Origin of the sequence: Nonomuraea sp. NPDC059023, from assembly GCF_042740095.1 — a bacterium.
In the GTDB taxonomy this organism is placed as follows: domain Bacteria; phylum Actinomycetota; class Actinomycetes; order Streptosporangiales; family Streptosporangiaceae; genus Nonomuraea.
This window is the reverse complement of sequence record NZ_JBHYIO010000011.1, coordinates 249,274-276,085: the sequence shown is the minus strand read 5'-3', so window position 1 is coordinate 276,085 and position 26,812 is coordinate 249,274. Positions and strand designations below refer to the sequence as shown.

General features: G+C 70.4%; 29 protein-coding genes and 1 pseudogene. 20 read left to right on the top strand and 10 right to left on the bottom strand.

What is annotated here, in order from left to right; translation table 11 throughout:
* The 3 genes and pseudogenes from ACFWYW_RS21290 to ACFWYW_RS21280 all read right to left on the bottom strand — a co-directional run.
* Nucleotides 1-458: pseudogene (locus ACFWYW_RS21290) on the bottom strand (hypothetical protein); the annotation flags it as partial.
* Between the two features lie 258 nt (nucleotides 459-716).
* Nucleotides 717-1,316, bottom strand: coding sequence for a GntR family transcriptional regulator (locus ACFWYW_RS21285; protein WP_379615445.1), 600 nt, complete (start codon nucleotides 1,314-1,316; stop codon nucleotides 717-719).
* A gap of 24 nt (nucleotides 1,317-1,340) precedes the next feature.
* Nucleotides 1,341-2,201 (bottom strand): EamA family transporter, encoded by an 861-nt coding sequence (locus ACFWYW_RS21280; protein WP_379615443.1) that lies wholly within the window; start codon nucleotides 2,199-2,201, stop codon nucleotides 1,341-1,343.
* 81 nt (nucleotides 2,202-2,282) lie between these two features.
* Between ACFWYW_RS21280 and ACFWYW_RS21275 the strand changes: the two genes are divergently transcribed.
* The gene (locus ACFWYW_RS21275; RefSeq protein ID WP_379615441.1) at nucleotides 2,283-2,660 is read left to right on the top strand and encodes a hypothetical protein; all 378 of its coding nucleotides are present in this window, start codon (nucleotides 2,283-2,285) and stop codon (nucleotides 2,658-2,660) included.
* Here the strand turns inward: ACFWYW_RS21275 and ACFWYW_RS21270 are convergent.
* On the bottom strand, nucleotides 2,657-3,142 hold the full coding sequence (locus tag ACFWYW_RS21270; protein ID WP_379615439.1) for a GNAT family N-acetyltransferase: 486 nt from the start codon (nucleotides 3,140-3,142) through the stop codon (nucleotides 2,657-2,659). The two genes, ACFWYW_RS21275 and ACFWYW_RS21270, sit on opposite strands and share 4 nt — an antisense overlap.
* 106 nt (nucleotides 3,143-3,248) lie before the next feature.
* Between ACFWYW_RS21270 and ACFWYW_RS21265 the strand changes: the two genes are divergently transcribed.
* Both ACFWYW_RS21265 and ACFWYW_RS21260 read left to right on the top strand, forming a co-directional pair.
* On the top strand, nucleotides 3,249-3,884 hold the full coding sequence (locus ACFWYW_RS21265) for a TetR/AcrR family transcriptional regulator (RefSeq protein ID WP_379615437.1): 636 nt from the start codon (nucleotides 3,249-3,251) through the stop codon (nucleotides 3,882-3,884).
* Complete coding sequence (locus tag ACFWYW_RS21260) at nucleotides 3,881-4,690, top strand: aminoglycoside adenylyltransferase domain-containing protein (protein ID WP_379615435.1); 810 nt, start codon at nucleotides 3,881-3,883, stop codon at nucleotides 4,688-4,690. The genes ACFWYW_RS21265 and ACFWYW_RS21260 overlap by 4 nt, the downstream gene beginning before the upstream one ends.
* Here the strand turns inward: ACFWYW_RS21260 and ACFWYW_RS21255 are convergent.
* Together ACFWYW_RS21255 and ACFWYW_RS21250 are read right to left on the bottom strand one after the other, a co-directional pair.
* Nucleotides 4,576-5,820 carry an FAD-dependent monooxygenase gene (locus tag ACFWYW_RS21255; protein ID WP_379615433.1) on the bottom strand — a complete coding sequence of 415 codons (1,245 nt, stop codon included), beginning with the start codon at nucleotides 5,818-5,820 and terminating at the stop codon, nucleotides 4,576-4,578. The genes ACFWYW_RS21260 and ACFWYW_RS21255 overlap by 115 nt on opposite strands.
* A gap of 52 nt (nucleotides 5,821-5,872) precedes the next feature.
* Nucleotides 5,873-8,914 carry a BTAD domain-containing putative transcriptional regulator gene (locus ACFWYW_RS21250; RefSeq protein WP_379615431.1) on the bottom strand — a complete coding sequence of 1,014 codons (3,042 nt, stop codon included), beginning with the start codon at nucleotides 8,912-8,914 and terminating at the stop codon, nucleotides 5,873-5,875.
* A 32-nt stretch (nucleotides 8,915-8,946) separates the two neighbouring features.
* On the opposite strand from ACFWYW_RS21250, the gene ACFWYW_RS21245 reads away from it, so the two are divergent.
* Entirely contained in the window at nucleotides 8,947-9,645 is a 699-nt protein-coding gene (locus tag ACFWYW_RS21245; protein ID WP_379615429.1) for a toxin glutamine deamidase domain-containing protein, read from the top strand.
* Nucleotides 9,646-9,659: 14 nt separating this feature from the next.
* A complete protein-coding gene (locus ACFWYW_RS21240; RefSeq protein ID WP_379615427.1) occupies nucleotides 9,660-9,956 on the top strand; it encodes a YrhB domain-containing protein in 297 nt (98 codons plus the stop codon).
* Between the two features lie 3 nt (nucleotides 9,957-9,959).
* On the opposite strand, the gene ACFWYW_RS21235 is transcribed toward ACFWYW_RS21240, so the two are convergent.
* From ACFWYW_RS21235 to ACFWYW_RS21225, 3 genes are read right to left on the bottom strand one after another with little or no spacing between them, the layout of a single operon-like run.
* The gene (locus ACFWYW_RS21235; protein WP_379615425.1) at nucleotides 9,960-10,454 is read right to left on the bottom strand and encodes a hypothetical protein; all 495 of its coding nucleotides are present in this window, start codon (nucleotides 10,452-10,454) and stop codon (nucleotides 9,960-9,962) included.
* Nucleotides 10,455-10,459: 5 nt separating this feature from the next.
* Nucleotides 10,460-10,783: a hypothetical protein gene (locus ACFWYW_RS21230; RefSeq protein ID WP_379615423.1), complete on the bottom strand. Its 324-nt coding sequence runs from the start codon at nucleotides 10,781-10,783 to the stop codon at nucleotides 10,460-10,462.
* A 9-nt stretch (nucleotides 10,784-10,792) separates the two neighbouring features.
* The gene (locus ACFWYW_RS21225; protein ID WP_379615421.1) at nucleotides 10,793-11,617 is read right to left on the bottom strand and encodes a YbaB/EbfC family nucleoid-associated protein; all 825 of its coding nucleotides are present in this window, start codon (nucleotides 11,615-11,617) and stop codon (nucleotides 10,793-10,795) included.
* A gap of 85 nt (nucleotides 11,618-11,702) precedes the next feature.
* On the opposite strand from ACFWYW_RS21225, the gene ACFWYW_RS21220 reads away from it, so the two are divergent.
* From ACFWYW_RS21220 to rfbD, 6 genes are all read left to right on the top strand, one after another.
* On the top strand, nucleotides 11,703-12,065 hold the full coding sequence (locus tag ACFWYW_RS21220) for an MmcQ/YjbR family DNA-binding protein (RefSeq protein WP_379615419.1): 363 nt from the start codon (nucleotides 11,703-11,705) through the stop codon (nucleotides 12,063-12,065).
* Nucleotides 12,066-12,154: 89 nt separating this feature from the next.
* Nucleotides 12,155-12,505, top strand: a complete 351-nt coding sequence (locus ACFWYW_RS21215) for a hypothetical protein (protein ID WP_379615417.1) — start codon at nucleotides 12,155-12,157, stop codon at nucleotides 12,503-12,505.
* Nucleotides 12,506-12,774: 269 nt separating this feature from the next.
* Nucleotides 12,775-14,229: a sugar transferase gene (locus tag ACFWYW_RS21210; protein WP_379615415.1), complete on the top strand. Its 1,455-nt coding sequence runs from the start codon at nucleotides 12,775-12,777 to the stop codon at nucleotides 14,227-14,229.
* A 2-nt stretch (nucleotides 14,230-14,231) separates the two neighbouring features.
* Nucleotides 14,232-15,311, top strand: a complete 1,080-nt coding sequence (locus ACFWYW_RS21205) for a glucose-1-phosphate thymidylyltransferase (protein WP_379615413.1) — start codon at nucleotides 14,232-14,234, stop codon at nucleotides 15,309-15,311.
* Nucleotides 15,308-16,237: a dTDP-glucose 4,6-dehydratase gene (gene rfbB, locus ACFWYW_RS21200; protein ID WP_379615411.1), complete on the top strand. Its 930-nt coding sequence runs from the start codon at nucleotides 15,308-15,310 to the stop codon at nucleotides 16,235-16,237. The genes ACFWYW_RS21205 and rfbB overlap by 4 nt, the downstream gene beginning before the upstream one ends.
* Nucleotides 16,237-17,088 carry a dTDP-4-dehydrorhamnose reductase gene (gene rfbD / locus ACFWYW_RS21195; protein ID WP_379615409.1) on the top strand — a complete coding sequence of 284 codons (852 nt, stop codon included), beginning with the start codon at nucleotides 16,237-16,239 and terminating at the stop codon, nucleotides 17,086-17,088. Before rfbB ends, rfbD begins: the two co-directional genes overlap by 1 nt.
* On the opposite strand, the gene ACFWYW_RS21190 is transcribed toward rfbD, so the two are convergent.
* On the bottom strand, nucleotides 17,070-17,645 hold the full coding sequence (locus ACFWYW_RS21190) for a dTDP-4-dehydrorhamnose 3,5-epimerase family protein (RefSeq protein ID WP_379615407.1): 576 nt from the start codon (nucleotides 17,643-17,645) through the stop codon (nucleotides 17,070-17,072). The two genes, rfbD and ACFWYW_RS21190, sit on opposite strands and share 19 nt — an antisense overlap.
* 123 nt (nucleotides 17,646-17,768) lie before the next feature.
* Here ACFWYW_RS21190 and ACFWYW_RS21185 point away from each other — a divergent pair, with 123 nt between their 5' ends.
* From ACFWYW_RS21185 to ACFWYW_RS21145, 9 genes are all read left to right on the top strand, one after another.
* The gene (locus ACFWYW_RS21185; RefSeq protein WP_379615405.1) at nucleotides 17,769-18,974 is read left to right on the top strand and encodes a methyltransferase domain-containing protein; all 1,206 of its coding nucleotides are present in this window, start codon (nucleotides 17,769-17,771) and stop codon (nucleotides 18,972-18,974) included.
* On the top strand, nucleotides 18,971-19,732 hold the full coding sequence (locus ACFWYW_RS21180; protein ID WP_379615403.1) for a glucose-1-phosphate cytidylyltransferase: 762 nt from the start codon (nucleotides 18,971-18,973) through the stop codon (nucleotides 19,730-19,732). The genes ACFWYW_RS21185 and ACFWYW_RS21180 overlap by 4 nt, the downstream gene beginning before the upstream one ends.
* Nucleotides 19,729-20,367, top strand: a complete 639-nt coding sequence (locus ACFWYW_RS21175) for a PIG-L deacetylase family protein (protein WP_379615401.1) — start codon at nucleotides 19,729-19,731, stop codon at nucleotides 20,365-20,367. The genes ACFWYW_RS21180 and ACFWYW_RS21175 overlap by 4 nt, the downstream gene beginning before the upstream one ends.
* A 1-nt stretch (nucleotide 20,368) precedes the next feature.
* Entirely contained in the window at nucleotides 20,369-21,388 is a 1,020-nt protein-coding gene (locus ACFWYW_RS21170) for an NAD-dependent epimerase/dehydratase family protein (protein ID WP_379615399.1), read from the top strand.
* On the top strand, nucleotides 21,385-22,623 hold the full coding sequence (locus tag ACFWYW_RS21165) for a DUF4910 domain-containing protein (RefSeq protein ID WP_379615397.1): 1,239 nt from the start codon (nucleotides 21,385-21,387) through the stop codon (nucleotides 22,621-22,623). The genes ACFWYW_RS21170 and ACFWYW_RS21165 overlap by 4 nt, the downstream gene beginning before the upstream one ends.
* The gene (locus tag ACFWYW_RS21160; protein ID WP_379615458.1) at nucleotides 22,623-23,585 is read left to right on the top strand and encodes a hypothetical protein; all 963 of its coding nucleotides are present in this window, start codon (nucleotides 22,623-22,625) and stop codon (nucleotides 23,583-23,585) included. The genes ACFWYW_RS21165 and ACFWYW_RS21160 overlap by 1 nt, the downstream gene beginning before the upstream one ends.
* Entirely contained in the window at nucleotides 23,582-25,018 is a 1,437-nt protein-coding gene (locus ACFWYW_RS21155; RefSeq protein WP_379615395.1) for a lipopolysaccharide biosynthesis protein, read from the top strand. Before ACFWYW_RS21160 ends, ACFWYW_RS21155 begins: the two co-directional genes overlap by 4 nt.
* Complete coding sequence (locus ACFWYW_RS21150; protein ID WP_379615393.1) at nucleotides 25,015-25,875, top strand: glycosyltransferase family 2 protein; 861 nt, start codon at nucleotides 25,015-25,017, stop codon at nucleotides 25,873-25,875. The genes ACFWYW_RS21155 and ACFWYW_RS21150 overlap by 4 nt, the downstream gene beginning before the upstream one ends.
* 68 nt (nucleotides 25,876-25,943) lie before the next feature.
* Nucleotides 25,944-26,810, top strand: coding sequence for a hypothetical protein (locus ACFWYW_RS21145; protein WP_379615391.1), 867 nt, complete (start codon nucleotides 25,944-25,946; stop codon nucleotides 26,808-26,810).
* The last annotated feature ends 2 nt before the right edge of the window (nucleotides 26,811-26,812 follow it).

Genomic DNA, 26,812 nt, shown 5'->3' with positions numbered 1-26,812 from the left:
TCCTCGGCGTCGAACGGCCTCCAGCCCGTCGCGGTGGCCGCGGCGAGAAGGCGAGCGGGGTCGTGGACGTGCACCTCCAGCAGGCTGATCGTGCGGACGACCGGCCCGGGGAAGGCGTCGAGGCGGGCGTCGCCCGGCGTGCGGCTCTCGAGGTCGTCACCGAGGCCGGCCGAGCCGCCGCGGCCCCGCCGCAGGGACTCCCACGTGGCGGCCAGCTCGGGAGCGTCGGCCCAGGTCCCGTTCACGACGTCGGTCAGCGTACGACGGAAGGAGGCGGCGGGCGCGTCGGGCAGAGCCGCCGCGATCCGCTCCGACTCAGCGCGGGCGGCGGGGCCCAGGCCGTTCTCCAGCACCGAGGAGAGAAGGTAGGCGGCGTGCTGAGCGAGGGCGGGATCGGTGCAGGTCAGTACGGCATGCAGGGTCGCGGGCCGGCCGCAGCGCTCGACGAGGGCGTACACCCTGCTCTTGGCGCGGGTGTGCTCGCAGTGGAAGCGCGAGGAACGGCAGAGGTCATGACGGGTTCTCCAACAACGTGAGGTACGTGGAAAACCGCTGGTGGGCGCGGTACGGCCACGCCCCCTGACGGAGAAGTCCTGCCCGCTGGTGCTGCTGGTACGGCCAGCTGCCCGGTTCGATGTACGCATCGCACCGCTTGGGTGTCGTTTCGGGCGCTAACCGCCCGTCGGGGGTGCGTCCGAGCGGAGGGCCTTGCTTTTCTATGCGCCCCAGGAGTGGTTGAGGTGGGTGGCTACTGCGGCTTGGGCGGCTTCTGCTGGGCCGGTGGCTATTGCGTTCAGGAGGTCTCGGTGTTCGGTGATCAGGCGGTCGCGGTCCTTGTAGACCTCGCGTAGGCGGACCACTCCGAGCTGGGTTTCGGCGGCCAACGCGCTGTAGAGGCGTTCCAGGCGGGGGCTGCCCACCGCCTCTATCAGTGCCTGGTGCAACGCCATGTGTTCGGCCACTATCGCGGACCACGGGGCTTCTTCCGGGAGGGATTCCAGCCTTGCCAGCGCTGAGTCCGCGGCCTCCACTCTTCGGCCGGCCAACGCTCTGGCCATCAGGTCTTCCAGCGGGCGGCGGACGTACATGAGGTCGCTCAGATCCTCCAGGGTTACCAGGCGGACCTGGGCGCTGCGGTTGCGTTCGCGGCGGAGCAGGCCCTCGTGGACCAGTACGGCCAAGGCCTCGCGGACCGTCGGGCGGGCCACGCCATAGGTGGCCGCGATCTCCTGTTCGGGGAGGGAGGTGCCGGGTTCCAGCTCGCCGGACAGGATTCGGCCGCGTAGCGCTTCGGCCAGCGCGTCGACGGTGGACACGGGTCTGAACGGCACCATGGCACTCTAGCGGCTCACCGTACGGGGTTCGGGAAGGGCTACGGTCACCAGGCTGATCGCCAGCAGGGCGAGGCCGAGGATGGAGAGCAGGGCCAGGTGTTCGCCCAGGACCACCACGCCCAGGAGTGCGGCCACGGCGGGTTCGGCCAGTGCCAGGGTGGCGGCTATGGCGACGGGGGTGGTGCGCAGGCCTCTGCCGTACAGGAAATAGGCGAATGCGGTGGTGCCGAGGCCCAGGTAGAGGACGGCCGCCAGGTTGGCCGGGGTGGTGAGCCAGTCCACGCCTTGCCACAGGAGGACGGGGAGCATGATCGCGGCTGCGCCGCCGAACAGGACGCCCATCACGGCGTTGGACGGCAGGCCGCGGGAGATGGCTCGGGCGGCGGTGACCGCGTAGTAGGCGTAGAGGAGGCCGCCGGCCAGGGCGAACAGGATGCCGGAGAGCACCTGCCCGCCGGCCTGGGCGTCGCCGCCGCCGGCGATCAGGGCCGCGCAGCCGGCGATCGCGGCGGTCGTGGCGGCTGACCAGCGTGCGCTGGGGCGTTGGCCATGGAGCAGCCAGGACAGCAGGCCGGTGAAGACGGGGCCGCTGCCGATGGCGACGACGCTGCCGATCGCGACGCCGGTGCGGCTGATGGCCGCGAAGAAGCACAGCTGGTACGCCGCCACCGCCACCGCGCCCAGCAGAAGGCTTGGGCGCAGGGCGGATCTCAGCTCCGATGCGGCCAGCAGGGCCAGCGCCGCGCCGCCGATGACCAGGCGGGCGGCGGCCAGCGCCACCGAGTCCGCGGAGACGAGGAGGCCGGCGGTGCCTGCCGTACCCCAGAGGACGGCGGCGCCGACGACGGCGGACGGACCATTGCGCATACCAGGATTGTCTGACAAACAGACAATCCTGTCCAGGGGATCAGGTGGCGGGAGTGACGTCGCTGATCTACGCTCAGGTGCGTGGACAGCGAGAGTCTGGCCGCGGCCGCCCTGCTCTCGGCGCTGAGCCGGGCCGCGGGAACCCTCGCCGAGCTGCGTCATCCGTTCGTGCGCAGCGCCCCGTTCACCTACCTCGCCCCACCCGCCGGCGCGGTCGCGGGCACCGTCTTCACGCTGCCCGACGGGCGGGAGGTGCGCTTCGCCGTCTCGGTCGCGGTGGCCGACGGCGCGTACCGCGTGGACGGCGAGGTGATCGCGGAGGACGAGCCGCTGGTCGAGCTGCCGCGCACCAGCGTGCCGACGCTGGAGGAGGCGCTGGTCCTGCTCGATGAGTACACGATCGAGGTGGCCGGGCCCGCGGTGCGGCTGCTCGACCGGTTATTGGAGGATCTGCGCTAGTCGGTGGCCAGGCGGGCGTGGCGTTCGACGTCGTAGCGGACGCCGTCGTAGCTGAGCTTGGCGCGCTCGATGCCCTCGGCCGGGAATCCGGCCTTGAGGGCGACTTTGCAGGAGGCGGGGTTGTTGACGCGGTGGCCGAGTTCGAGGCGGAACAGGCCGCGCTCCTTGAACGCCCACTCGGCCAGCATGGAGGTGGCGATGGCGGCCACGCCCCTGCCGCGGGCCTCGGGGATGGTCCAGTAGGAGACCCAGCCGTTGAGGTGGCGGTCGATGCCGGTGACGGCGACGTTGCCCGCGACCTGGCCGTCCAGTGTCACCGCGAACGCGTGCCCGACTCCTTCCCAGGCGGCGATCCAGCCTTGGGCGTCCTTGAGGGTGACCATGGGCCACGGCGCCTGCCTGCGCATGTCCTCGGACTGGAAGGCTTGGAGTACCACGGGGGCGTCCGCGTCCCGCCACTCTCGCAGCTCTATCCCTGTCAAGAAATATCCCCCCTACTACCGACTTATACGGATATACCCCATCACAGGCGTTGACTTGAGCGGTCGCTCAGCCCCATCTACCCTGGGAAACCCAACGAGGAGACCGATGTCCACCACCACCCGCGCCAAGCTGCTCGACGCGGCCCTCGCGACGCTGCGCGCCCAGGGCATCGCGGGCGTCTCCGCCCGCACGATCGCCGCCACGGCCGGAGTCAACCAGGCGCTGGTGTTCTACCACTTCGGCAGTGTCGACCAACTGCTCGCCGAGGCGTGCGAGAACGGCTCCACCGAGCGGGTGGCCCACTACCGCGAGCGCTTCGCCGCCGTCACGACCCTGACCGAACTGCTCGAACTCGGCCGCGCCATCCACGACGAGGAGCAGGAGTCCGGCAACATCGCCGTGCTCGCGCAACTGCTGGCCGGCAGCCAGACCGACGACAAGCTGGCCCCCGCGACCGCGGCCGGACTCAACCTGTGGGTCGTGGAGCTGGAGCGGACGCTGGAGCGGGTGCTGCGCGAGACGCCGCTGGCCGAGCTCGTGGACGTGTCCGGGCTGGCGCGCTCGGTCGCCGCCGCGTTCATCGGGCTGGAACTGTACGAGGGGGTCGACGCCGACGGCGCCGCGAAGGCGCTGGACTCGCTCGAACAGCTCGCCGTCCTGGTGAGCGTCCTGGACGAGATGGGCCCTCTGGTACGGCGGGCCGTACGCGGCCGGCTGCGCAAGGCGGCGACCCGCGGATGATCGTGCCGGAGGTCCGCCGCTACCTCTCGCTCGCCGATCGCCTGCTCCCTGGCAGGATCACCGGCTTCTACGTGGTCGGATCCACCGCCCTGGGCGCCTTCCGCCGGGGCCGCAGCGACATCGACTTCGTGGCCGTCACCGAGGGCACGATCAGCCTGCCCCGCCTGCGCGCCCTGCAGTGGACGGCCAACACCCCGGGCGGCCTGCGCCAGCTGGCCCGCGGAAACTGGGCGATCCCGGGCACCGTCAACGGCGTGTTCGTCCCTCGCGAGGAACTCACCCGGCCCGTCACCCAGATCAGGCCCGTCGCCTCCCACAGCGGCTCCGACTTCAGCGCCGGCGCCGCCTTCGACGTGAACCCGGTCACCTGGAAGACCCTGCGCGAGCACGGCATCGCGGTGCGCGGCGCCGAGCCGGCGGAGCTGGGCCTCGACCCGGAGCCCGCGCGGCTGAAGGAGTGGAACCTCGCGAACCTGCGCGGCTACTGGAAGGGCCTGGCGGAGCGGACGGCCCGCCGCGCGAAGCCGTCGCTGATCGGCCGGAGGACGGGCATGGCCTGGACGGCGCTGGGGCCGCCCCGGTTGCACCACACGATCGCCACCGGCGAGGTGATCTCGAAGGAGGCGGCCGGCGAGTACGCGCTCGACGTCTTCGACGCCCGCTGGCACCCGTTCCTGCGCGACGCCCTCGCCTACTGGCGCGGCGGCCCGCCCGCCGCCGTGCGCCCCCGCGAGGCCGCGGGCTTCGTCCTCGACGTGATCGCCGACGCCGAGCGGCTGTCGAGCGGCGGCTCGGGGCTCGGGTAGTCCTTCAGCTCGATGTCCGTGGCCGCCCGGTCGCCGATCTTCGTCATGGCCCGCAGCAGGAAGCGGTACTTGAAGATCCAGTTGCGCATCCTGATCCCGCGCCTGGTGGTCGGCGCCAGGAAAGTACCGGCGTTGCCGTCGCGCGCGATCTTGGCGTAGCCGAGGAAGGCGTCCTCGTAGGCCTGGTAGGCGGCCCGGTACTCGCCGCCGGTCGCGGCCAGCTCGCCCGCCAGCACGTACGCCGCGACCATCGCCAGACCGGTGCCGAACCCGCCCAGCGTGTTGCCATAGGCGGCGTCGCCGATCAGCGCCACGCGGCCCTTGGTGTAGTGGTCGAGACGGACCTGGCTGATGGAGTCGAGGTAGACGTCCGCCGCCGCGGCCACGATCTCCGCGCCCCGCCAGCCGATCCCGCGGTAGGCCTCCACCAGGACCCGCTTCATGTCCTCGGCCGAGTGGCGGTCGAAGGACAGCTCACCGGCGGCGAAGACGAAGAACGCCCCCGCCTTCGGCCCGCCCGAGGCGATCATCCGCCCCGGCTCGTTGTACATCTGCGCCGGCCCGTCGAACCGCTCCGGCAGATCGGCCAGCGCGTAGTAGTGGCCGAGATGGGTGACATAGTCGGACTCGGGGCCGAAGGCCAGCCTGCGGACGTTGGAGTGGATGCCGTCCGCGCCCACGACCAGGTCGTAGGTGCGCGGCGCGCCCCGCTCGAAGGTGACGTGCACGCCGCCCCCGGTCTCGGTCAGCGAGGTGATGGAGTCGCCGAAGACGTAGCGCGCGCCGGCCGCCACGCTGATGTCGTACAGGATGCGGGACAGCTCGCCGCGCTCGATCTCGAGGTCGCCGCCGGTGAAGGAACCGGGTATCACCGCCAGCTCACGCCCGGCGGCGTCGACGATCTGCTGGTCGGTGCCGCCGGTCTGGTGCCGCGACACCTCCCGCAGGATGCCCGTGCGCTCCAGCACGAGCCGGTGCGTCTCGCCCTTGAAGTCGACGGCCTGGCCGCCGGGACGCAGCGCGGGCGACTTCTCCACGACGGTCACGTTGAAGCCGTAGCGGGCCAGCCAGTAGGCGAGGGCGGGGCCGCCGATGCTCGCGCCGGAGATGAGGACGTTGCTGTTCTTCATGTCCACGAGCTTCGGCGGGGGCGCTGACAGTCCGGCGACGGCCGGCTGACGGTCACGACAGCACTGTCAGCGCCTGGTCCCTGCTCAGCGCCGCGCCCTTCGCGTACTGCGCGGCGAACCGCTCGGCGCCGATCGCCCGCGTCGCCGCCGCGGCCACCTCGGCCACGGCGCGGTCGCCGGTGACCGCCGTGCCGCGCAGCGTCGCCGCCGCGCCCAGGAGGTAGGCGGCACGCTCCGCCCTACCGTCGAGAAGGGCCAGGTCGGCGTGGCCCTCGACCACGGTGGCCAGGTCGCCGGCGAGCGACCGCGAGATGCCCGTGAGCGCCTCGGCGTGCAGCGCGCGTGCTCGCGCGTGGTCGCCGTCGCGTGCGGCCAGGCGCGCGAGGGCGGTCTGCGCGTGCGGACGCAGGCCCTCGGTGGCGAAGACGCCGGGCTGGGCGACGGCCAGCGCCCTCTCGTAGTGTTCGCGGGCCGCGGCCGGGTCGCCGCGCCGCTCGGCCAGCTCGCCCAGCGTGAACTCCACGATCGCCGGCCGCCCGGTCACGCGCGCCAGCTCGGCGGCCCTGGCCAGGTCGGCGGCGGCGGCGTCCTGGTCGCCCTCGCGCAGCAGCCCGCCGGCCCGGCGGCACAGGATGTCCACGACCTCGTCGTCCGCGCCCAGCTCGCCGATCAGGTCGAGTGCCCGCTGCCACAGCTCGCGCGCCCGCGCCCACTCGCCGCGCCAGCTCGCCAGCGTCGCCAGCGACTCCAGGCCCTGCGCCATGCCCCACCGCTCGCCCAGGGCGGTGAAGCTGGCCAGCGCCGACTCCAGCCCGCGCTCGGCCTCGGGCAGCCGCCCGTCGAGCTGGTCGACCAGCGCCTCGCCGAGCACGGACACCGCCCTGCTCCACGGCTCGGGACCGAGCATCCGCCCCCGCCGCCTCCGGTCGACGCCGGGAGCGCCGGGCCCGGCGACCATGCCCCACAGGACGGTCCCGAACGGGTAGCGCAGCGTGCGGTCCAGCACGTTCATGATCGCCTCCGCCCGCGCCCACTGCTCCTGCCGCACATCCGGTACGGCCAGCAGCACGCACAGCACGTACTCCTCGACCAGCTCGGCAGGAGGCTCACCCACCCGGTCAAGCAGTTCCCGCGCCGACGCGGCGGCCTGCCCGCGCCGGCCGCTCAGGAACCAGTAGGCCGCCTGCGCCCCGACCAGCCGCAGCCCCGTTCCCGGATCGTGGCGTACGGCATGCCGCAGCGCCGCCTGGAGGTTGGCCTGCTCGGCGGAGAGCCGGGCCAGCCAGTCGAGCTGCTCGGCCCGCAGCAGCCAGGGGTCGGCTTCCCGCACCAGTTCCAGGAAATAGGCGGCATGCACGTCGCGGGCGGGATCGCCGGCCTCTTCCAGCTTCTCGGCGCAGAACAGACGGACCGTCTCGAACATCCGGTACCGCCCGTCGGCCGCCTCCACGAAGGACTTGTCCACCAGGTCGGCCAGCACCTCGCCGTCGCCGCAGACCCGCTCGACGGCCTCCAGCCCGGCCCCGCCCGCGAACACGCTCAGCCGCCTTGCCACCACCTGCTCCTCGTGGCTGAGCAGGCTCCAGCTCCAGTCGACGACGGCGCGCAGTGTCCGGTGCCTGGCCGCGGCGGTCCGGTCGCCGCGCGAGAGCAGCTTGAACCGGCCGTGCTCGGCCAGCCGCGCGGCGATCTCCGCCACGGTGAAGGAGCGCAGGCGCGCCGCCGCCAGCTCGATCGCCAGCGGCGAGCCGTCGAGCGCCGTGCAGATCTCCACGACCTCGGGCCCCGGCTCGAACCCGGGACGCACGGCCGAGGCCCGCTCGGTGAACAGCCGCACGGCCGGGGCCCGTGCCCACTCGCCCGGCTCCGCGCCGGCGGCCGGCAGCGCCAGCGGGGCCAGCGGGACCAGTACCTCGCCGGTCAGCCCGAGCGGCTCGCGGCTGGTGGCCAGGACGGACAGCTTCGGGCTGGCGTCGAGCAGCCGCCTGGTCAGCAGCGCGGCCGCGGCGACCACGTGCTCGCAGTTGTCCAGGACGAGCAGCAGGTCCCGGTCGGCCAGCGCGGACACGACCCGTTCGACGGGGTCCGGCGGCTGGAGCAGCCCCAGCCCGGTCTCGCGCACGCCCAGCGCGCCCATCACCGCGTGCGGGACCAGCCCGTCGTCGGCCACCGCCGACAGGTCGACGAAGCAGACGTCCCGGCCACCCCGGCGGGCGGACTCCACCGCCAGGCGCGTCTTGCCGGTGCCGCCCGGCCCGGTGATCGTGACCAGCCGGGCGTCGGCCAGGTCGGCGAGCCGGTCCAGCTCGGCCTCGCGGCCGACGAAGCTGGTCAGGGGAGCGGGCAGCCGGCGGCTCGCGCGGGGCGCGTCGGCGCGTAGCATCGCCACGTGGAGTCCGGCCAGCTCGGGTGAGGGGTCGGCGCCCAGCTCGTCGGCGAGCAGCCTGCGTCCCTCCTCGTAGACCTCCAGGGCCGCGGCCTGCTGGCCGCCCGCGTGCAGCGCGCGCATGAGCTGGCCGCGCAGCCGCTCGCGCAGCGGGTGCGCGGAGACGAGTTGCCTCAGGGAGCCGACGGAGGTGCCCGCGGGGAGGGCCAGTTCGGCCTCGATCAGGTCTTCCGTCGCGGCCAGCCGTACCTCGTCGAGGCGGGCGATCTGCGCGCCGGCGTGGGCCACTTCCGGCAGGGCGGGGCCGCGCCACAGCGCGAGGGCCTGCCGGAGCGTGGCGGCGGCGCGTTCGGGCTGGGCGGCGGCCAGTAGCGCGCGGCCCTCGGCGGCCAGGTGCTCGAAGCGGTGGGCGTCGACGTCGTCGGGGTCGACCGCGAGCCGGTAGCCGCTGCCGTGGAACTCGATCAGGTCGGGCGGGAGCTGCCGCCGCAGCCGGGAGACGTGGGCCTGGATCGCGTTGACCGCCCCGGCCGGCGGGTCCTCGCCCCACTGGCCGTCGATGAGACGCTCGGTGCTGACCAGCCTGCCCGCGTCCAGCAGGAGGAGAGCCAGCAGCGCTCGGGGACGGGGACCGCCGAGCGCGACGGGTTCGCCATCCTCGCCCCTGACCTCCAACGGCCCCAGGACTCCGAACCGGGGAGCCGACATGCCCCCAGCCTACTGACTGCTATAAATCCCCAATGGCGAAGTTCGGTGGTGTCGTGCGCCTCGGGTTGTTCCGTGTCGCCGCTCCCTGGCTCAAACGCGGACGCGCGGCACGCAAGGGCCGCCGCCCGCAGATGGCGGCCGGGCCGGGCCGGGTTCCTTCCAGGTCGCCGGGTCGTGGTCCCGTGCCGCTGGCGAACCTCCGCCCACGGCAGGTCGACGAGCTTGAGCGCGCCACGGCGCCGCTGACGGCCGCGCAGCAGGCCGGGATGCGCCAGGCGCACCAGGAGATCGCCCGTCTCCAGCGGGAGGCGGCCGGGAAGCCGTTGTCGTACATCAGGATCCGGCAGATGCTGCAGCACATCAACCCGACCAACAGCCGCAGAAACTGTCCCGAGACGGCCCTGGCCGTGGACGACGTGCTCGCCAGGCGGGTGGCGGTCGCTGGTCCGCTCCCGGGCTCGCCGATGCCCCAGGCACGGGGCATCTACCAGAGGAGGGCGATCGAGGGCACGACGCGGAACGACTCCCTCGACGCCGCGGAAAGCACGATCGCCGCCAACCCGGGATCGCGCGGCATCATCATGGCGAGCCGCGAGAACGGCAACGCGCACATCTACAATGTCGCCAACATCAACGGCAAGGTGACTTACCTGGACGGGCAGTACAAGCTGATGTCGCCGACGAATCCGCACACCCAGTTCAGCTCGTTCGAGTTCTTCCGCACCGCGTGAGGAGGCGGCCACCGATGATCAGCAGAGAGGCGGCCGAACGCGTCGCGCGCGACTTCGTCGCCAGGGAGTTCCCGGACCTGGAGGGCGCCGAGGAGGTCGCGGTCGACGACGCGGCCACGATCGAGAAGCCCTACGGGTGGCTGTTCACCTATACGACGGTGTCCTACCTGCGTACCCGTGACCCCGGCGAGGGTCTGGCCGGCGCCGGGCCGCTGCTGGTGCTGCGCGAGGACGGGCGGATCATCGACTTCCCGTCCTTCCACACCCGCGAGTCCGCGCTGGAGGCCTACGAGAGCGGGAAGGCGCCCTGAGCCTCAGCCGCCGATGACCCCGTTCATCGCGATGGTGACGCACAGGTCGAGCAGGCGGCCGGTGATCTCCATGATGATCGGCATGCGCGCCGTCGAGGCGCCCATCGTGGCAGGGGCCGCGGCGATGGCGATCTGGAGCTGGATGACGAGCTGGATCAGCTGAACGATGAAGTTGATCTTCAGGATGAGGACGATCGCGGCCAGGATCATCAGCCCGAGGCCGATGACGCCGGCGCCGGTCGTGCCGTCGCGCAGGTTGCCCTGGGGGGAGTCCTCGGCGTTCCACGCCTGGCGGAAGGCGGTGACGCCGTCGCCCTTCTGCTCCGTCCACACCCCGGCGGCCGGGGTCTCGCTCTTGTTCACCGCCGTGCCCATGTCCCGGCCCAGCGCCATCCAGGCGAGGCCGATCTTGAACAGGTACTCCTCGTCGGTCATCGGCCAGTGGCGGCCCAGCGAGTACATGACCTTGCCGAGCCCGGCCGGAGGCTGCATCCCCATGACGTCTACCCGAGCAGCTTCTTGACGTTGTTGACCTCGATGAGATTCAGTTCCTCGCCCATTTTCTGGTTCGCCCCCATGGTCTCGATGTCCGCGGCGACGGCCTTCAGATCGTCGGTGTTCTCGCTGTAGGAGCCGAACGCCATCTCGTGGATGGCCGCGTAGACGGCGCCGATGAGCATGCCGAGGTCGTCGCCGCCGAGTGCGCCGCCGTCGCCTTCGACCTCGCGGCGGAAGTTGTCCAGCTGCGCCCGCAGCTCGTCGGCCGAGGTGCCGACCTCGCCGGCGGCGCCCTGCGTCCGCGCGGGTCTGTGCAGGCTGTCTTCCACGGCCACCTCCTAGTCCGGACTCCGGACGCTGGACATGATGTCGCGCAGCGCCCGCGTGGCCCGGTGCATCTGGTCGAGGCTGAGGTCCTGGAGCTGGCGGGCCCGCTGGTCGAGGTCCTCGCGGTACACGCCGGTCGCCGCCTCGCTCTCGGCACGCTTGGCCCGCAGGTCGGCGAACGCCTCGTTGACGGCGGTTCGCAGGTGCTCGGCCAGCTCGTGCGTACCGGCGGACATCGCCTTCGCGCCGATCTCCAGTGCCTCCAGGCGGCCGTCGGCCGCGAGCGCGCGTACCTGGCCCTTGAGCGCGAGGCCCTCGCCGCGCGGCGGCTCGACCGGCCGCTGCTGTCCCTCGGCCGCCGTGTCCAGGAAGGTCTGGGCGAGTTCGAGGAGCTGGTCGAGGCCGAGGCTGCGCGCGTCCGCCGCGCCCTCAACCCGGGTACGGCCGTGCAGCTCGGCCATCGCCGAGGCGATGCCGCGGGAGATCGTGTCCATCTGGAACAGGGCCTCGTCGCGCGCCTGGCGCAACATCTGTGACATGGCCGCCAGATCGGGGACGTCCGGGGCGCTGCGGGCGCCTTGCACCTGCTCGATCGCCTCGTTGACGGTCCTGAGCACCAGCTCCGCCACCTCGCCCGGCGGCAGCCGGAGAAGGCGGGGGTCCAGCCTGATGTCCTCGACGGCGCCGCGTGCGACGGTCACGCGTACCCGGCCGTCCTCGCTCGTGCCTTCGCCGTACGGCGCCGCGCCCGCCGCACCCGTGCGCAACGAGTCGATCAATGCGCGGGTGTCGGCCGTCAGCCGATCGAGTTCCGTGTCGTCAAGAGGCTCCGGCACCGGACAGACAATACCTCAGCCTGACAAAGGCCGCTTCTCGCTCTCGATACGGCAAATGTCGGACGGCTCTGCTAGACCTGTTGGCATGGGCGTAACCGTTGACGAGTTCCTGGAGATGCTGCGGCGGCTGCCCGAGCACAAGCTCGGCGACGGCGGCGACTGGACCAGCATGAAGGTCCACGGACGCGGGTTCGGCTACCTGTGGGAGCGCACGGAGACGGTCGGGCTCAAGGCCACCATCGAAGAGCAGCTCGCGCTGGTGGCCGAGCGGCCCGAGGTGTTCGAGGTGCAGTTCACCGCGGGGCGGTTCGGCTGGGTCGTCGTGCACCTGGCCCGGATCGACGCCGACGAGCTGTGGGAGCTGGTCGCCGAGGCGTGGTGCCTGACGGCGCCGCAGGAGATGGTGACGGCGTTCGAGGCCACGCTGGGGCTCGTCGACAGCCCGTGATCGCCGGTACGCGGTTCACGGTGGTCCCATAAGCACCTATAAGCGCAGGCCCTTGCGGGACGTGGCCCCGAGTCGCGAGAATCGCGCCCATGCACGGCAACCCGATGCCGGACTCCTACGTGTACGTCACCGAGGAGGGCGTCACCCGTCACTACGCCGACGGCAGCGTCGAGGCGCTGGCGTGGGAGGACGTGGTCGAGGTGCGGGTTGTCACCGAGCCCGGGGCCGACGTCCTCTATATCCTGCTGGATCGCGACGGCGAGGGCTGCGTCGTGCCGAGGTCGGCGACCGACGCGACGTTTCTGGCGCGCCTGCGGTATCTGCCGGACTTCGATCTTGATCGGCTGGCCGTCGCGGCGGAGTCTGTGCAGGACGGGGTTGTGGTCGTGTGGCGCAGTCCGGATCCGCCGTCCGCATTGCCAGATCTTGAGTATGACTAGCTCCTGAATTCTGGCGCTATCGCTGGGTTTCCAGTGGTCAAACAGGCATTTCTCCTGTTCCTCGCTGCATCTTTGGATCGTTCCGTCAAGGTCAGAAATCTGCTCCCTGGCGTCCGATTGTGGACATAGTGCGTTATTCCCCAGCATGGAATCGATCTTTACTCTTTAGTGGGGGCCGCCGCCCTTGAGTTCATGTGGGATGTGGGTAAACCCATGCGCTTCAAGGAACGTCACGTTATTGCGGTGCCGAGAGTTGCAGGTGGGGTGTTATGAGGGTGGGGATAGGGGAGTCCGATGTCGTGCTCCTCCATGCCGTGCCGCGTCACGCATCCAGTATCTGGACGCGGGCGTATCTACGGCTCTTATTACTGGGCGACGTCGTCTGCGCGGTGGTCTGCTGTGCCTTCGTGTTCGGGGTGCGGCTCGGCTTCGGCGCGTACATCCCGGCGGAGGAGTTCGCGCTGGGCATCGGGCTGCTGGTGGCCTGGCCACTGGCCCTGATGCTGGGCGGCGCGTACCGTCAGCGAGCCCACGGCGAGGGCACTGACGAGTTCCGCGCGGTGTTCAACGGCGGTGTCGGGCTGATGGCCGCGGTGGCCATCGGCGCCTACGCCACCCAGACGGCCGTCGCCAGAAGTTTCGTCATGGCGACGCTGCCGCTGGCCGTCATGGCCACGCTGTACTTCCGCTACCGCATGCGCAAACGCCTGCACAGCAGGCGGGCGGTCGGCGACTACATGCGCCACGTCATCGCGGTCGGCCACCGGGAGGCGGTGATCGACCTGGTGGTGACCTTCCGCCGCCAGCCGCACCACGGCATGGTGGTCGTGGGCGCGTGCCTGCCGCCCGGCACGCTGGACGCCGATCTCGAGGGGACGCCGGTGCTCGGCTCCTTCGCCGACGTGGCCGACGTCGTGGCCGAGGTCGGGGCGGACGCCGTCGCGGTGCTGGCCTGTCCCGAACTCGACGGGACCACGCTGCGCAGGATGGCGTGGAGTCTGGAGACGGCCAAGACCGATCTGTTCGTGGCTCCGGCGCTCATGGAAGTGGCCGGGCCGCGCATCAGCATCCGGCCGGTCGCCGGGATGCCGCTGCTGCACGTGGAGCATCCGGAGTTCGGCGGGGCCAAGCGGGTGGTGAAGAACGCCTTCGACCGGGTGGTCGCGGCGCTCGCGGTGCTGCTGCTGTCGATTCCGCTGCTGGGCATCGCGCTCGCGATCCGGCTGACCAGCCACGGGCCCGCGTTGTTCCGCCAGACGCGGGTGGGCAGGGACGGCACGACCTTCAAGGTCCTGAAATTTCGGACCATGGTGGTAAACGCGGAGCAACTCAAGGACACGCTTCTCGACGAGAACGAGTTCGACGGCGTGCTCTTCAAGATTAGGAACGATCCACGGATCACCCGGGTGGGCGCCTTCCTGCGCCGATACTCCATCGACGAGCTGCCCCAGTTGCTCAACGTCGTCGCCGGGGACATGTCGCTGGTCGGCCCGCGCCCGCCGCTGCCGGAAGAGGTCGCCAAGTACGGCATAGACGTACGGCGGCGCCTGGTCGTCAAGCCGGGCATGACCGGGTTGTGGCAGGTCAGTGGCCGTTCCGACCTAACCTGGGAGGAGTCGGTACGGCTCGACCTCAGGTACGTCGAGAACTGGTCGCTCATTCTCGACCTGCAGATCCTCTGGAAGACCTGGTCGGTCGTCACCCGTGGAGAAGGGGCCTACTAGCCGTGAAAGCACTCGTCCTCGCCGGAGGGTCGGGGACCCGGCTCAGGCCGATCACCCACACCTCGGCCAAGCAACTGGTGCCCGTCGCCAACAAGCCGGTCCTGTTCTACGGGCTGGAGGCGATCGCCGCGGCGGGCATCCGGGAGCTGGGCATCGTGGTCGGTGACACGCACGCCGAGATCGAGGCGGCGGTCGGCGACGGCTCCGCCTTCGGGCTGGAGGTCACCTACCTGCGGCAGGAGGCGCCGCTCGGGCTGGCGCACGCGGTGCTGATCGCCCGCGACTTCCTGGGCGGCGACGACTTCGTCATGTACCTGGGCGACAACTTCCTCGTCGGCGGCATCAACGACATCGTGTCCGGATTTATGGCCAAAAAGCCGGACGCGCAGATCATGCTGACCCGCGTCGGCGACCCCCGCCAGTTCGGCGTCGCCGAACTCAATCCCGACGGCGGCGTCAAGAGCCTGGAGGAGAAGCCGCAGCACCCCAAGAGCGACCTGGCCCTGGTCGGCGTCTACCTCTTCACCGCCACCGTGCACGAGGCGGTGGCCGAGCTCAAACCGTCCTGGCGCGGCGAGCTGGAGATCACCGACGCCATCCAATGGCTCATCGACCGCGGCTACCACGTCGAGTCCACGACCGTCACCGGCTACTGGAAGGACACCGGCAACGTCGAGGACATGCTGGAGGTCAACCGGCTGGTGCTGGAGTCGATGGAGCCGACCGGGCAGGGAGAGGACGTACAGGGGGAGAGCGTGGACAGCGAGCTCATCGGCCGGGTGCGGCTGGAGGCCGGCGCCCGTGTGGAGCGCTCGCGCATCGTCGGGCCCGCCGTCATCGGCGCCGGCGCGCGCGTCACCGACAGCTACGTCGGCCCCTTCACCTCGATCGGCGCCGACTGCGTCATCGCCGACAGTGAGATCGAGTACTCCATCGTGCTGCCCAGAGCCTCCATCGAGGGCGTACGGCGGATCGAGGCCTCGCTCATCGGCCACGACGTCCAGGTCACCCCCGCCCCGAACACCCCCAGAGCCCACCGCCTCGTGCTGGGCGATCACAGCAAGGTCCAGATCAGCTCATGAAGATTTTGATTACCGGGGGTGCGGGGTTCATCGGCTCGGCGTACGCGCGCATGTGCGTGGACGACCGGGCCGAGATCACCGTCCTCGACAAGCTCACCTACGCCGGCGACCGGCGCAACCTCGACGAGGTGCGCCACACGTTCGTGCACGGCGACATCTGCGACGGCGCCCTGCTCGACGAGGTGGTGCCCGGCCACGACCTGGTGGTGAACTTCGCCGCCGAGTCGCACGTGGACCGCTCTATCGACGGCGCCGCCGAGTTCGTGCGCACCAACGTGCTCGGCACCCAGACGCTGCTCGACGCCTGTCTCAGAGCCGGTACGCGCAAAGTGGTCCAGGTCTCCACCGACGAGGTCTACGGCTCGGTGGACATCGGCTCGTGGACCGAGGACGCGCCGTTGCAGCCCCGCTCGCCGTACGCGGCGGCGAAGGCCGGCGGCGACCTGATCGCCCGCGCCTACGCCATCACCCACGGCCTGGACGTCTCCATCACCCGCTGCGGTAACAACTACGGCCCGCGCCAGTACCCGGAGAAGCTCATCCCGCTCTTCGTGACGAACCTGCTCAAGGGCAGGAAGGTCCCGCTGTACGGCGACGGCGGCAACGTCCGCGACTGGGTCCACGTGAGCGACCACTGCGCCGGCATCCGGCTCGTGGCGGAAAAGGGCGAGCCGGGCGAGGTCTACCACATCGCCGGCACCGCCGAACTGACCAACGTGGAGCTGACCGGACGCCTGCTCGACGCCTGCGGCAGGGACTGGGACATGGTCGAGTACGTGAGCGACCGCAAGGGCCACGACCGGCGCTACTCGCTCGACGACTCGAAGCTGCGCGCGCTCGGCTACCGGGCCGAGGTCGCCTTCGACCAGGGCCTGAAGGACACCGTCCGCTGGTACGCCGAGCACGGGGACCGGTGGAACGACTGATGCGCTGGCTGATCACCGGTGGCGGCGGCATGCTCGCCACCGACGTGCTGGAGCGGATCGCGCTCACCGGGGAGCCGGTGATCGCGCTCACCCGCGCCGACCTCGACCTGTGCGAGCCGCGCGCGGTGCGCGACTTCGTCTGCGCCTACCGGCCCAGAGTGGTGGTCAACTGCGCCGCCTGGACGGCCGTGGACGACGCCGAGAAACACGAGGACGAGGCCATGGCGGTCAACGGCAGGGCGGTCGAGGTGCTGGCCGCCGCCTGCGTGCGGGCCGGGGCGCGATTAGTGCAGCTTTCGACGGACTATGTCTTCGACGGGCGGTCGGCGCGGCCGTACCGGGAGGATGACGAACCGAACCCGCTCAACGCCTACGGGCGCGGCAAGCTGGCCGGCGAGGTCGCCGCCGCCGGTCACTACGTGGTCAGGACCGCCTGGCTGTACGGCTCGGCCGGCCGTAACTTCGTCAAGACCATGATCCGCCTGGCCGGTGAGCGCGAGTTCGTGAACGTGGTCGACGACCAGCGCGGCCAGCCCACCTGGACCGCCGACCTGGCCGACTACCTCGTCCGGCTGGCCCAGTCGGACCAGCCGCCGGGCGTCTACCACGGCACCAGCGCCGGCGAGACCACCTGGTACGGCTTCGCCCGCGAGATCTTCACGCTGCTCGGCACGAGCCCCGACCGGGTCAGGCCGATCACCACGGCCGACTACCCGATGCCCGCCGCGCGCCCGGCCAACAGCCTGCTCGCCTGCACCAGAGGCGAACCGCTGCGCGACTGGCGGGCCGCACTGCACGCCGCCTGGCCGGTGCTGGCCACGAGAGCTGGTCGTCAGTGCAGTCCCGCGTAGAACTTCTGGCACGCGACGTAGGAAGGCAGGAGCCCGGACTCCAGCGCCGCCTTCAGCGTGGGCGCGGCCGCGTCCTTGTCCGACAGCAGCGGCTCGTCCACCGGCCACGTGATGCCCAGGTCGGGGTCGAGGGGGTGGACGCCGTGCTCGCCGCCCGGGTTGTAACCGGAGGAGCACAGGTAGAGCACGGTGGCCTGCTCGCTCAGCGCGAGGAAGGCGTGGCCGAGCCCTTCGGCGATGAGCACGGCCCTGCGCTCGTCGGAGTCGAGCCGCACGGCCTCCCAGCGGCCGAAGTCCGGGGAGCCCTCGCGCAGGTCCACGACGACGTCGAGGATCGCGCCGGACACGCACATCACGTATTTCGCCTGTCCGGGAGGTACGTCGGCGAAGTGCACGCCCCGCAGGACGCCCGCCTTGGATACCGAGCAGTTGACCTGCACGGTGTCGAAGGGCCTGGGCAGGTCGGCGGTTCGGTACGCCTCCAGGAAGGCGCCGCGAGGGTCGGCGTGGACGCGCGGGGTGAACTCCCACGCACCGTCGATGCTCAGGGGCTTCATGGGGCGCAGCATCACACAAACACTCCTGAAAGGGCTAGGTCGAAATGACCACCGTCTCCTCCGCGGGCAGCAGTTGTAACGATCCGTCCGCCATGTCCGACGAACACGCGGGAGTGAGCTGACATGATCGTTTGCCGTCTGTGCGGGTCGGGTGCGATGGCCGGTGTCGTGGACCTCGGCGCGACGCCGCCGTGCGAGCTGTTCCTCACCGCCGACCGCCTCGACCAGCCCGAGCAGACCTTCCCGTTGCATCTGCGGGTGTGCACCGACTGCTGGCTGGCCCAGCTCCCGCCGCTGATCACCCCCGAGGACACCTTCACCGAGTACGCGTACTTCTCCTCCTACTCCTCCTCCTGGGTCGAGCACGCCCGCCGCTTCGTGGACGGGCTGACGCTCTGGCCGGACTCGTTCGTGGTGGAGGTGGCCAGCAACGACGGCTACCTCCTGCAACACGTGGTCGAGCGCGGGGTGCGCTGCCTGGGCATCGAGCCGTCGGCCAACGTGGGCGCGGCCGCGGTGGAGAAGGGCGTGCCGACGCTCACCGAGTTCCTCTCGCCCGAGGTGGGGCGGCGGGTGCGCGAGGAGCACGGTCCCGCCGACGTGGTCGTCGCCAACAACGTCTACGCGCACATCCCGGACGTGGTCGGCTTCACCCGGGGCCTGCGGGCGCTGGTGGCCGACGACGGCCTGGTCGCGATCGAGGTGCAGCACCTGCTCACGCTCATGGAGCTGAACCAGTACGACACGATCTACCACGAGCACTTCCAGTACTACACCGTCGCCTCGGCGCAGCGCGCGCTGGCCAGTGGCGGGCTGACGCTGGTGGACGTGGAGCTGCTGCCGACGCACGGCGGCTCGATCCGGCTGTGGGCGAAGCCGTCGGGAGAGCCGTCGGAGCGGGTGGCGGACGTCCTGGAGAGGGAGAAGGCCGCCGGACTGCATGAGATCTCCGGGTACGCGAACTTCGCCGCCCGCGTCGCCAAGGTCCGGCGCGACCTGCTGCGCTTCCTCATCGACGCCGCCGACGCGGGCAAGACCGTCGTCGGGTACGGCGCGCCGGGCAAGGGCAACACCCTGCTCAACCACTGCGGCATCCGGCCGGACCTGCTGGCGTACACGGTGGATCGCAACCCGTACAAGCACGGCAGGTTCACCCCCGGTAGCCGTATCCCGATCCTGCCCCCGGAGGCGATCGAGACCGACCGGCCGGACTACGTGCTGGTCCTGCCGTGGAACCTGCGTGACGAGCTGGTCGAGCAGCTCTCCTTCGTCCGCGAGTGGGGTGGCCGGCTGGTCTTCCCGATCCCCAGGCTGGAGGTCGTCGAGTGAAGGTCGTCCTGTTCTGCGGAGGGCGCGGCACGCGTATGCGGCACGAGGGCGTGGGCGGCGACATCCCCAAGCCCATGCAGCTCGTCGGGCCCCGGCCGCTGCTGTGGCATGTGATGCGCTACTACGCGCACTTCGGCCACAAGGACTTCATCCTGTGCCTGGGCTACGGTGCCCAGCACATCAAGGACTTCTTCCTGACCTACCAGTTCGCGCTGCGCGACGGCACGATCGAGATGCTGGAGACGGACATCTCCGACTGGCGCATCTCGCTGGTGGACACCGGCCTCGACTCGCCGATCGGCGAGCGGCTGCGCCGGGTGCGCGAGCGGCTGGACGGCGATGAGATGTTCCTGGCCAACTACGCCGACGTGGTGGCCGACGCGCCGTTACCCAAGATCATCGACAGTTTCGCCGCCTCCGGCGCCGGCGCGTCCATGATGGTGGTCCCGCCGACGTCCAACACCTTCCACGTCATCGAGATGGGCGAGGAGGGCCTGGTCGGCGGCATCACCCCGGTCAGTGAGATGCCGCTGTGGATCAACGGCGGCTTCTTCGTGCTGCGCCAGGAGATCTTCGACCACATCCCGGAGGGCGGCGACCTGGTCGCCGACGGCTGCATGGAGCTGGCCAAGCGCGGCCGTCTCCTGGCCTACCGGCACCGCGGCTACTGGCGCCCGAGCGACACCGTCAACCAGCGTCTGGAACTGGACAACTCGTGGAGCCGGGGCGAGCGCCCGTGGGCACTGTGGGAAGCATGATCGGACTCAGGCCGGGCCGTACCGGGCGGATCGTGGCACTCGGCGCCCATTGCGACGACCTCGCGATCGGCGCCGGCGCCACGCTGCTCACGCTGGGCGCGACCCGTGTGGACGCGCTCGTCCTGTCCGGCGGCGGCACGTCCAGGGAGGACGAGGAGCGGGCCGCGCTGAAGGCGTTCTGCCCGGAGGCCGAGGTGCACGTCACCGTCCTGGACATCCCGGACGGCCGGCTGCCCGCCCACTGGGAGCGCGCCAAGGACGCGCTGGAGGACCTGCGCGCCGCCACCGACCCCGACCTGATCCTGGCCCCCTGGACCGGCGACGCCCACCAGGACCACCGGGGCCTGGCCCAGCTCGTGCCGACGACGTTCCGCGACCACCTCACGCTCGGCTACGAGATCGCCAAGTGGGACGGCGACATGGGCCGCCCCAACGCCTACCATCCGATCGCGCCCGAGCTGGCCGAGCGCAAGACAGATCTGCTCCACCTGCTCTACCCCTCGCAGCGCCGGCGTGCCTGGTTCGACCGCGAGGCCTTCCTCGGCCTGATGCGCCTGCGCGGCATCGAGTGCAACAGCCGCTACGCCGAGGCCTTCCACGTGAACAAGCTGACGATCGACCTGGCTGGAGACTGACATGCGGGTACTTCTGACCGGACACCAAGGCTATCTGGGCACCGTGATGGCCCCGGTCCTGCGCGCGGCCGGCCATGAGGTGACCGGCCTTGACTCGGGCCTGTTCGCCGACTGCGTGCTGGGCCCGGCGCCGGACGACCCGCCCGGCCACACCGTCGACCTGCGTGACGCCGGGCCCGAGGTCTTCACGGGCATCGACGCGGTGGCCCACCTGGCGGCGCTGTCGAACGACCCGCTGGGCTCCCTGGCGCCACAGTTGACCTACGACATCAACCACCATGCCTCGGTACGGCTGGCCGAACTGGCCAAGGCCGCCGGCGTGCGCCGTTTCCTCTACGCCTCCACCTGCTCGGTCTACGGCGCCTCCGGCGGCGACGGCCTGGTCAACGAGGACGCCCCGCTGAAGCCGGTGACCCCGTACGCCGAGTCGAAGGTACGCGTGGAGGAGGACCTGGCCAAGCTGGCCGACGACGACTTCTCGCCGGTGTACATGCGCAACGCCACCGCCTTCGGCTTCTCGCCCAGGCTCCGGGCCGACATCGTGCTGAACAACCTGGTCGGGCACGCGTTCCTGACCGGGGAGGTGCGCGTGCTGTCGGACGGTACGCCCTGGCGGCCGCTGGTGCACGCCCTGGACATCGCCCAGGCCTTCGCCCTCGCGCTGGTCGCGCCGCGCGGGGCCGTACACGATCAGCCCTTCAACGTCGGCACCGAGCGCAACAACGTGACGGTGGCCGAGATCGCGCGGGAGGTCGCGGACGCGGTGCCCGGCTCGCGGCTGACGATCACCGGCGAGGCGGGCAACGACCCGCGCTCCTACCGCGTGGACTTCGCCAGGATCCGGCAGGCCATGCCCGGCTTCGACGCGGGCTGGACCGTGGCCGCGGGAGCCGCCGAGCTGGTCGAGGCCTACCAGCGGCACGGCCTGGACAAGCACGCCTTCGAGCGCCGCTTCACCCGTCTGGCCCGCCTGGCCGACCGGCAGGGCGCGGGGACGGTGGACGGGACTTTGCGCCCGTGAAAGACCTGGTTGAGCGCCTTTATCCGATCTGCCGCAGCATCACCGGCGACGGCGTCCGCGAGACGCTGGCGATCATCGGCGAACACCTGCCGCTGACGGTCTCCGAGGTGCCGACCGGCACCCAGGTGCTCGACTGGAACGTGCCGCAGGAATGGAACATCCGCGACGCCTGGATCAAGGACCGATCCGGCCGCAAGGTGGTCGACTTCCGGGAGCTCAACCTGCACGTGGTCGGCTACAGCGTGCCCGTGCGCGGCACGTTCACGCTGGAGGAACTGCGCCCGAGGCTGCACACGCTGCCCGGCCTGGTGCCCTACCGCACCAGCTACTACAGCCAGACGTGGGGCTTCTGCCTCACGCAGGAGACGCTCGACGCCATGGACGAGGGCCCCTACGAGGTGCTCATCGACTCCACGCTGAGCGACGGCAGCCTGACCTACGCAGAGCACGTCGTTCCCGGCGAGCTCGACGATGAGGTGCTGATCTCCTGCCACACCTGCCACCCGTCGCTGGCCAACGACAACCTGGCCGGCATCGCGGTCGCGGTCGAGCTGGCGAAGAGCCTGGTCAGCCCCCGCTACACCTACCGGTTCATCTTCGCGCCCGGCACCATCGGCGCGATCACCTGGCTGGCCCGCAACCGCGGGCGGACCGAGCGGATCAAGCACGGCCTCACCCTGGCCTGCGCCGGCGACCCCGGCCCGCTCACGTACAAACGCAGCAGGCGCGGCGACGCCCCGATCGACCGGGCCGTCGCCCACGTGCTGCGCGAACGGCCGCACACCCTGCTCGACTTCTCGCCCTACGGCTACGACGAACGCCAGTACTGCTCGCCCGGCTTCAACCTGCCGGTAGGCGGTCTGACCAGGACCCCGTACGCCGGCTACCCCGAGTACCACACCTCGGGCGACAACCCGGGCTTCGTCACCGAGGAGGCCATGGCCGACACCCTCGACACCCTCGAACAGGTGGTCGAGGTCCTGGAGGGCAACCGCGCCTACCTCAACCTCAGCCCGTACGGCGAGCCGCAACTAGGCCGGAGGGGCCTCTACGGATCACTGGGCGGAAGGAGTGACACGAAACAGGCCCAGATGGCGATGTTATGGGTGCTGAACCTCTCCGACGGCGAACACACCCTGCTCGACATCGCCGAGCGCGCGAACCTGCCGTTCTCGGCGGTGGCCCAGGCCGCTGTCGCGCTGCATGGCGCGAGCTTGTTGAAGGAGAAGACGTGATGGAGCTCCGGGTCGGGGACCTGGTGGAAGTTCGGAGCGAAGAAGAGATCCTGGCCACCCTGGACGATCGGGGCGAGCTGGACAGCCTGCCGTTCATGCCGGAGATGCTCAAGTACTGCGGGCAGCGCATGACCGTGCACAAAGTGGCGCACAAGCTCTGCGACACGATCGAGAAGGGACGCATGCGCAGGATGGAGCATGCCGTACATCTGACCGGGGCGCGCTGCGACGGCGGCGCGCACGGCGGGTGCGGGACGGCCTGCTCCATCTACTGGAAGCACGACTGGCTGAAGAAGGTCACGCCCGCGGATCCGGAGGGGGCGGCCAGGCCGGCGCCGAAGCTGCTGCCGCTGCTGGACGCCAACACGCTGAAAGGTCCCGACCGCTTCGCCTGCCAGGCCACCGAACTGCTGCGGGCGGCGCCGACCTGCGTGCGTTTCAGCGACGTCAGCCAGTACGTGACCGATGTGAAGACCGGCAACGCGGGCGTGCTCGCGACCGTGCGCACGATCACGGTCGGCCTGTTCAACCACTGGCAGCGCTTCTCCCGCAAACTGCCCAGGCCGCTACGCATCAAGAACGGCATCAACTGGGGTTTCGTGCCGCCGGGCACGCTCAAACGCACCCCGTCCGGCGAACTCGACCTCAAGCCGGGCGAGCTCGTACGGGTCCGGCCGAAGGCCGACATCCTCGCGACGTTGGACGCCAACCGTAACAACAGGGGCCTGGGTTTCGAAGAGGAGATGGCCAGGCACTGCGGCAAGGTGACCAGGGTCCGCTCACGGGTGGAGGTCTGCGTCGACGAGCGTACAGGCGAGTTGCTGACCATGAAGAGCCCGTGCATCACGCTCGAGGACATCGTCTGCGCGGGCGCTTACAGCGTCAACTGCCCGCGCGAGTTCGTGCCGTTCTGGCGGGAGATCTGGCTGGAACGTGTCAACGAGAGCGAGAACCATCCGTGACATCCATAGGTCAGCAGGCCGGGCGTGGCTTGCGCTGGGGCCTGGTCGGGAATCTGATCACCCGGGCCGGGTCGTTCACCATGGGCCTGGTTCTGGCCCGTCTGCTGACCCCCGAGGACTTCGGCGTGTTCGCGGTGGCCATGGCCGCCACCGCGTTCGTCATGACGGTCAAGGACCTCGGCATCATGGCCGCGGTCGTGCAGTGGCGTGGCAAGCTCGAAGACGTCACGCCGACCGCGACCCTGCTCTCGTTCGTCTCGGCGATCATCCTCTACGGGATCTTCTGGCTCGGCGCCCCCTACTACGCCGCCGCCTCCGGCGCGCCGGAGGCCACCGGCGTGGTCCGGCTGCTGACCGCGATCATCCTGGTGGAGGCGTTCACCGCGGTACGCAGCGCGGCCATGCTGCGCCGCTTCGAGCAGGACAAGCTGACCACCGCCATCGCGATCGGCTTCGTGGCCAACGCGGCCGTGGCCATCTCGCTGGCCAAGGCGGGCGCGGGGGCGTACAGCTTCGCGTGGGGCCAGGTCGTGGCGGCGGTCATCACCGGCGTGATCGTCTTCTTCTGGGCCAAGCTGCCCGGCAGGATCGCCTTCGACCGGCCGATCGCGGTCAAGCTGATGAAGTTCGGCCTGCCCTCCGCGGCGGGCGTCGGGCTGGAGAGCGTGCTGCTCAACGCCGGTTACATCGTGGTCGGCGCGGTCATGGGCCCGGACTGGCTCGGCTACTTCCTGCTCGCGTTCAACGTCTCCAGCTGGGTGCCCGGCCTGATCGGCAACGCGATCAGGAACGTGGCCATCCCCGGGTTCTCCCGCCTGGCCGAGGACGGCGGTGAACGCCTGTCCGACGGGGTACGGCGGGCCACCCCACTGCTCTACACCGCGATCCTGCCGTTCGCCGTGATCATGGCGACCCTCGCGCACCCGCTCATCGACCTCCTCTATGGCGAGAAGTGGGGCCAGTCGGCCGGCGTGCTGCGCTGGCTGGCGGTGGTCATGGTGGTGAGGATGCTGGTCGCGCTGACCTACGACATCCTCACCGCGCAGGGCGCCACCAAGGCGACCGTCTGGATGAACCTCGGCCACGCCTTCGTGCTGCTGCCCGCGCTGATCGCCGGCGCGCATCTGGACGGGATCAGGGGCGCGGCCATCGGCCAGGCGATCGCGTCGGTCGCCGCGGCGATGCCGCTGGCCGTGTTCTTCCTGCGCAGAGCGGGCGTGGACCTGGGCGGCATCCTGCCGTCGCTGCTGCGTCCGACGCTCGCGGCTGTGCTCGCCACCGCCACCGCGTACGTGATCGAGCGTTTGGTGAGTGCTCCTGCGGTGGTCGAGCTGATCACCGCCGGCGGCGCCGCCATGCTCGTCTACACCCTTGTCGTCGTGCCCGTTCTCAGGAAGATGCCCTCTTTCGGGAAGAAGGAAGTCGCGTCATGACCGTCTCCATCGGCCTGCCCGTCTACAACGGCGCCGAGCATCTGGCCGAGACCGTGCGATCGATCCTGGCCCAGGATCACACCGACATCCAGCTGGTCATCTCCGACAACGCCTCCACGGACGGCACACAGGAGATCTGCCGCGAGCTGGCGGCGGGCGACGAGCGCGTGCTCTACCACCGTCAGCCGCGCAATCTGGGGACCATCCCCAATTTCATGACCGCGATGGAGTTGTCGACGGGCGAGTACTTCCGCTGGATCGGCGACGACGACCGGATCGAGCCGAACTACGTCTCGCGCGTGCTGCGCGAGTTCGAGCGTGACCCGCGGGTCGTCCTGGTGACGCACCAGACCGCGTACACCACGGAAGGCGTGACCACCACGGCTCGCTACGAGGGCACCGAGCTGGGTTCCGACGACCCGGTCGAGCGTTTCGCCGAGCTTCTGCGGCTGCTGACCGAGAGCTACACGATCATCGACCCGCTGTACGGGCTCATGCGGCGCGACGTGGCGGTGAGCATCCCGCGGCCGATCCTGGTGCGCGAGGACGAGCTGGCGGCGGCCCGCTACGCCCTGGCCGGGCCGTGGGCGCACGTCAACGAGGTGCTGGCGGCCCGGATCTGGATTCCGGCCCGCATGGTGAAGATGTCCAAGCGGCACGAGCTGCCGACCTGGCGCGGCGTCTTCGCCAATGTGATCTTCACCCGCGAGCTGCTGCGCGCCGCCGAGGAGGCCGGGCTCGACGCCGACCAGCGCCGGCGGGCGCGGGCCGCGGTCTACAAGCACTACGCGGCTCGGCAGCGGATGTTGCTGCGCCGCCGTACGCGCCGTCTCATGCGCCTTATTCCGGGCATGTAACGGATCGCCCCATATTGCCGAGGTATATAGCAATTAATTGGGGCGGGGAGCACGAGAAAGTTCAACCCATGACGTCAGTCTTCTCCAGCAGCACTTTTGACGACGACGCTCGCCGGGATCTCATCTTCAAGGGGGAGATCTTCACCTTTCCGGCCACGGCGGCCTCGACCGAGCTGATCGGGTTCGCGCGAGAGCTGATCGACGAGGCCTTCGCGGGCCGGGACCCGGAGACCGCGCAGTTCGACATGCCCGTGGAGGAGTTCGCCGGACTGCTGTCCGATCTGAAGCCGCGGTTCATCCACCACCCGCGGTGCAAGGAGATCCTGCCCAGGATCTTCGAGGAGATGGGCATGAACCTGGAACGTACCTACTTCGACGTCCCCCGATTACGGACGTCCACCTCCGACCGCTACCTCGACTCGGGCATCTCCTACGCCTACCACGCCCACCGCGACTGCTGGTATTCGGCGCCCTTCAGCCAGGTCAACTGGTGGATCCCGGTGTTCGAGGTGGTGCCGGAGAACGTCATGGCCTTCCACCCGCGCTACTTCGACCGGCCCGTGGCCAACGGCAGCGCCCGCTACGACTACGGCGAGTGGAACCGCGTCGGCCGGCCCACGGCCGCGCGCCACATCCACTCCGACACCCGCGAGCAGCCCAAGCCGGAGGAACCGCTCGACCTGCAGCCCGAGATCAGGATCGTGCCCGAGCCCGGCGGGATCGTGATGTTCTCCGGCGCGCAACTGCACTCGACCGTGCCCAACACCTCCGGGCGCACCAGGTTCAGCGTCGACTTCCGGACCGTGAACCTGGACGACGTGCTGGCCGGAAGGGGCGCCCCGAACGTGGACGCCGAGTGCAGCGGCACCACGCTGGGCGATTTCATGCGGGCGAGCGACCTTGAGCGGATACCGGAAGCCGCGCGTGCTATGTAACG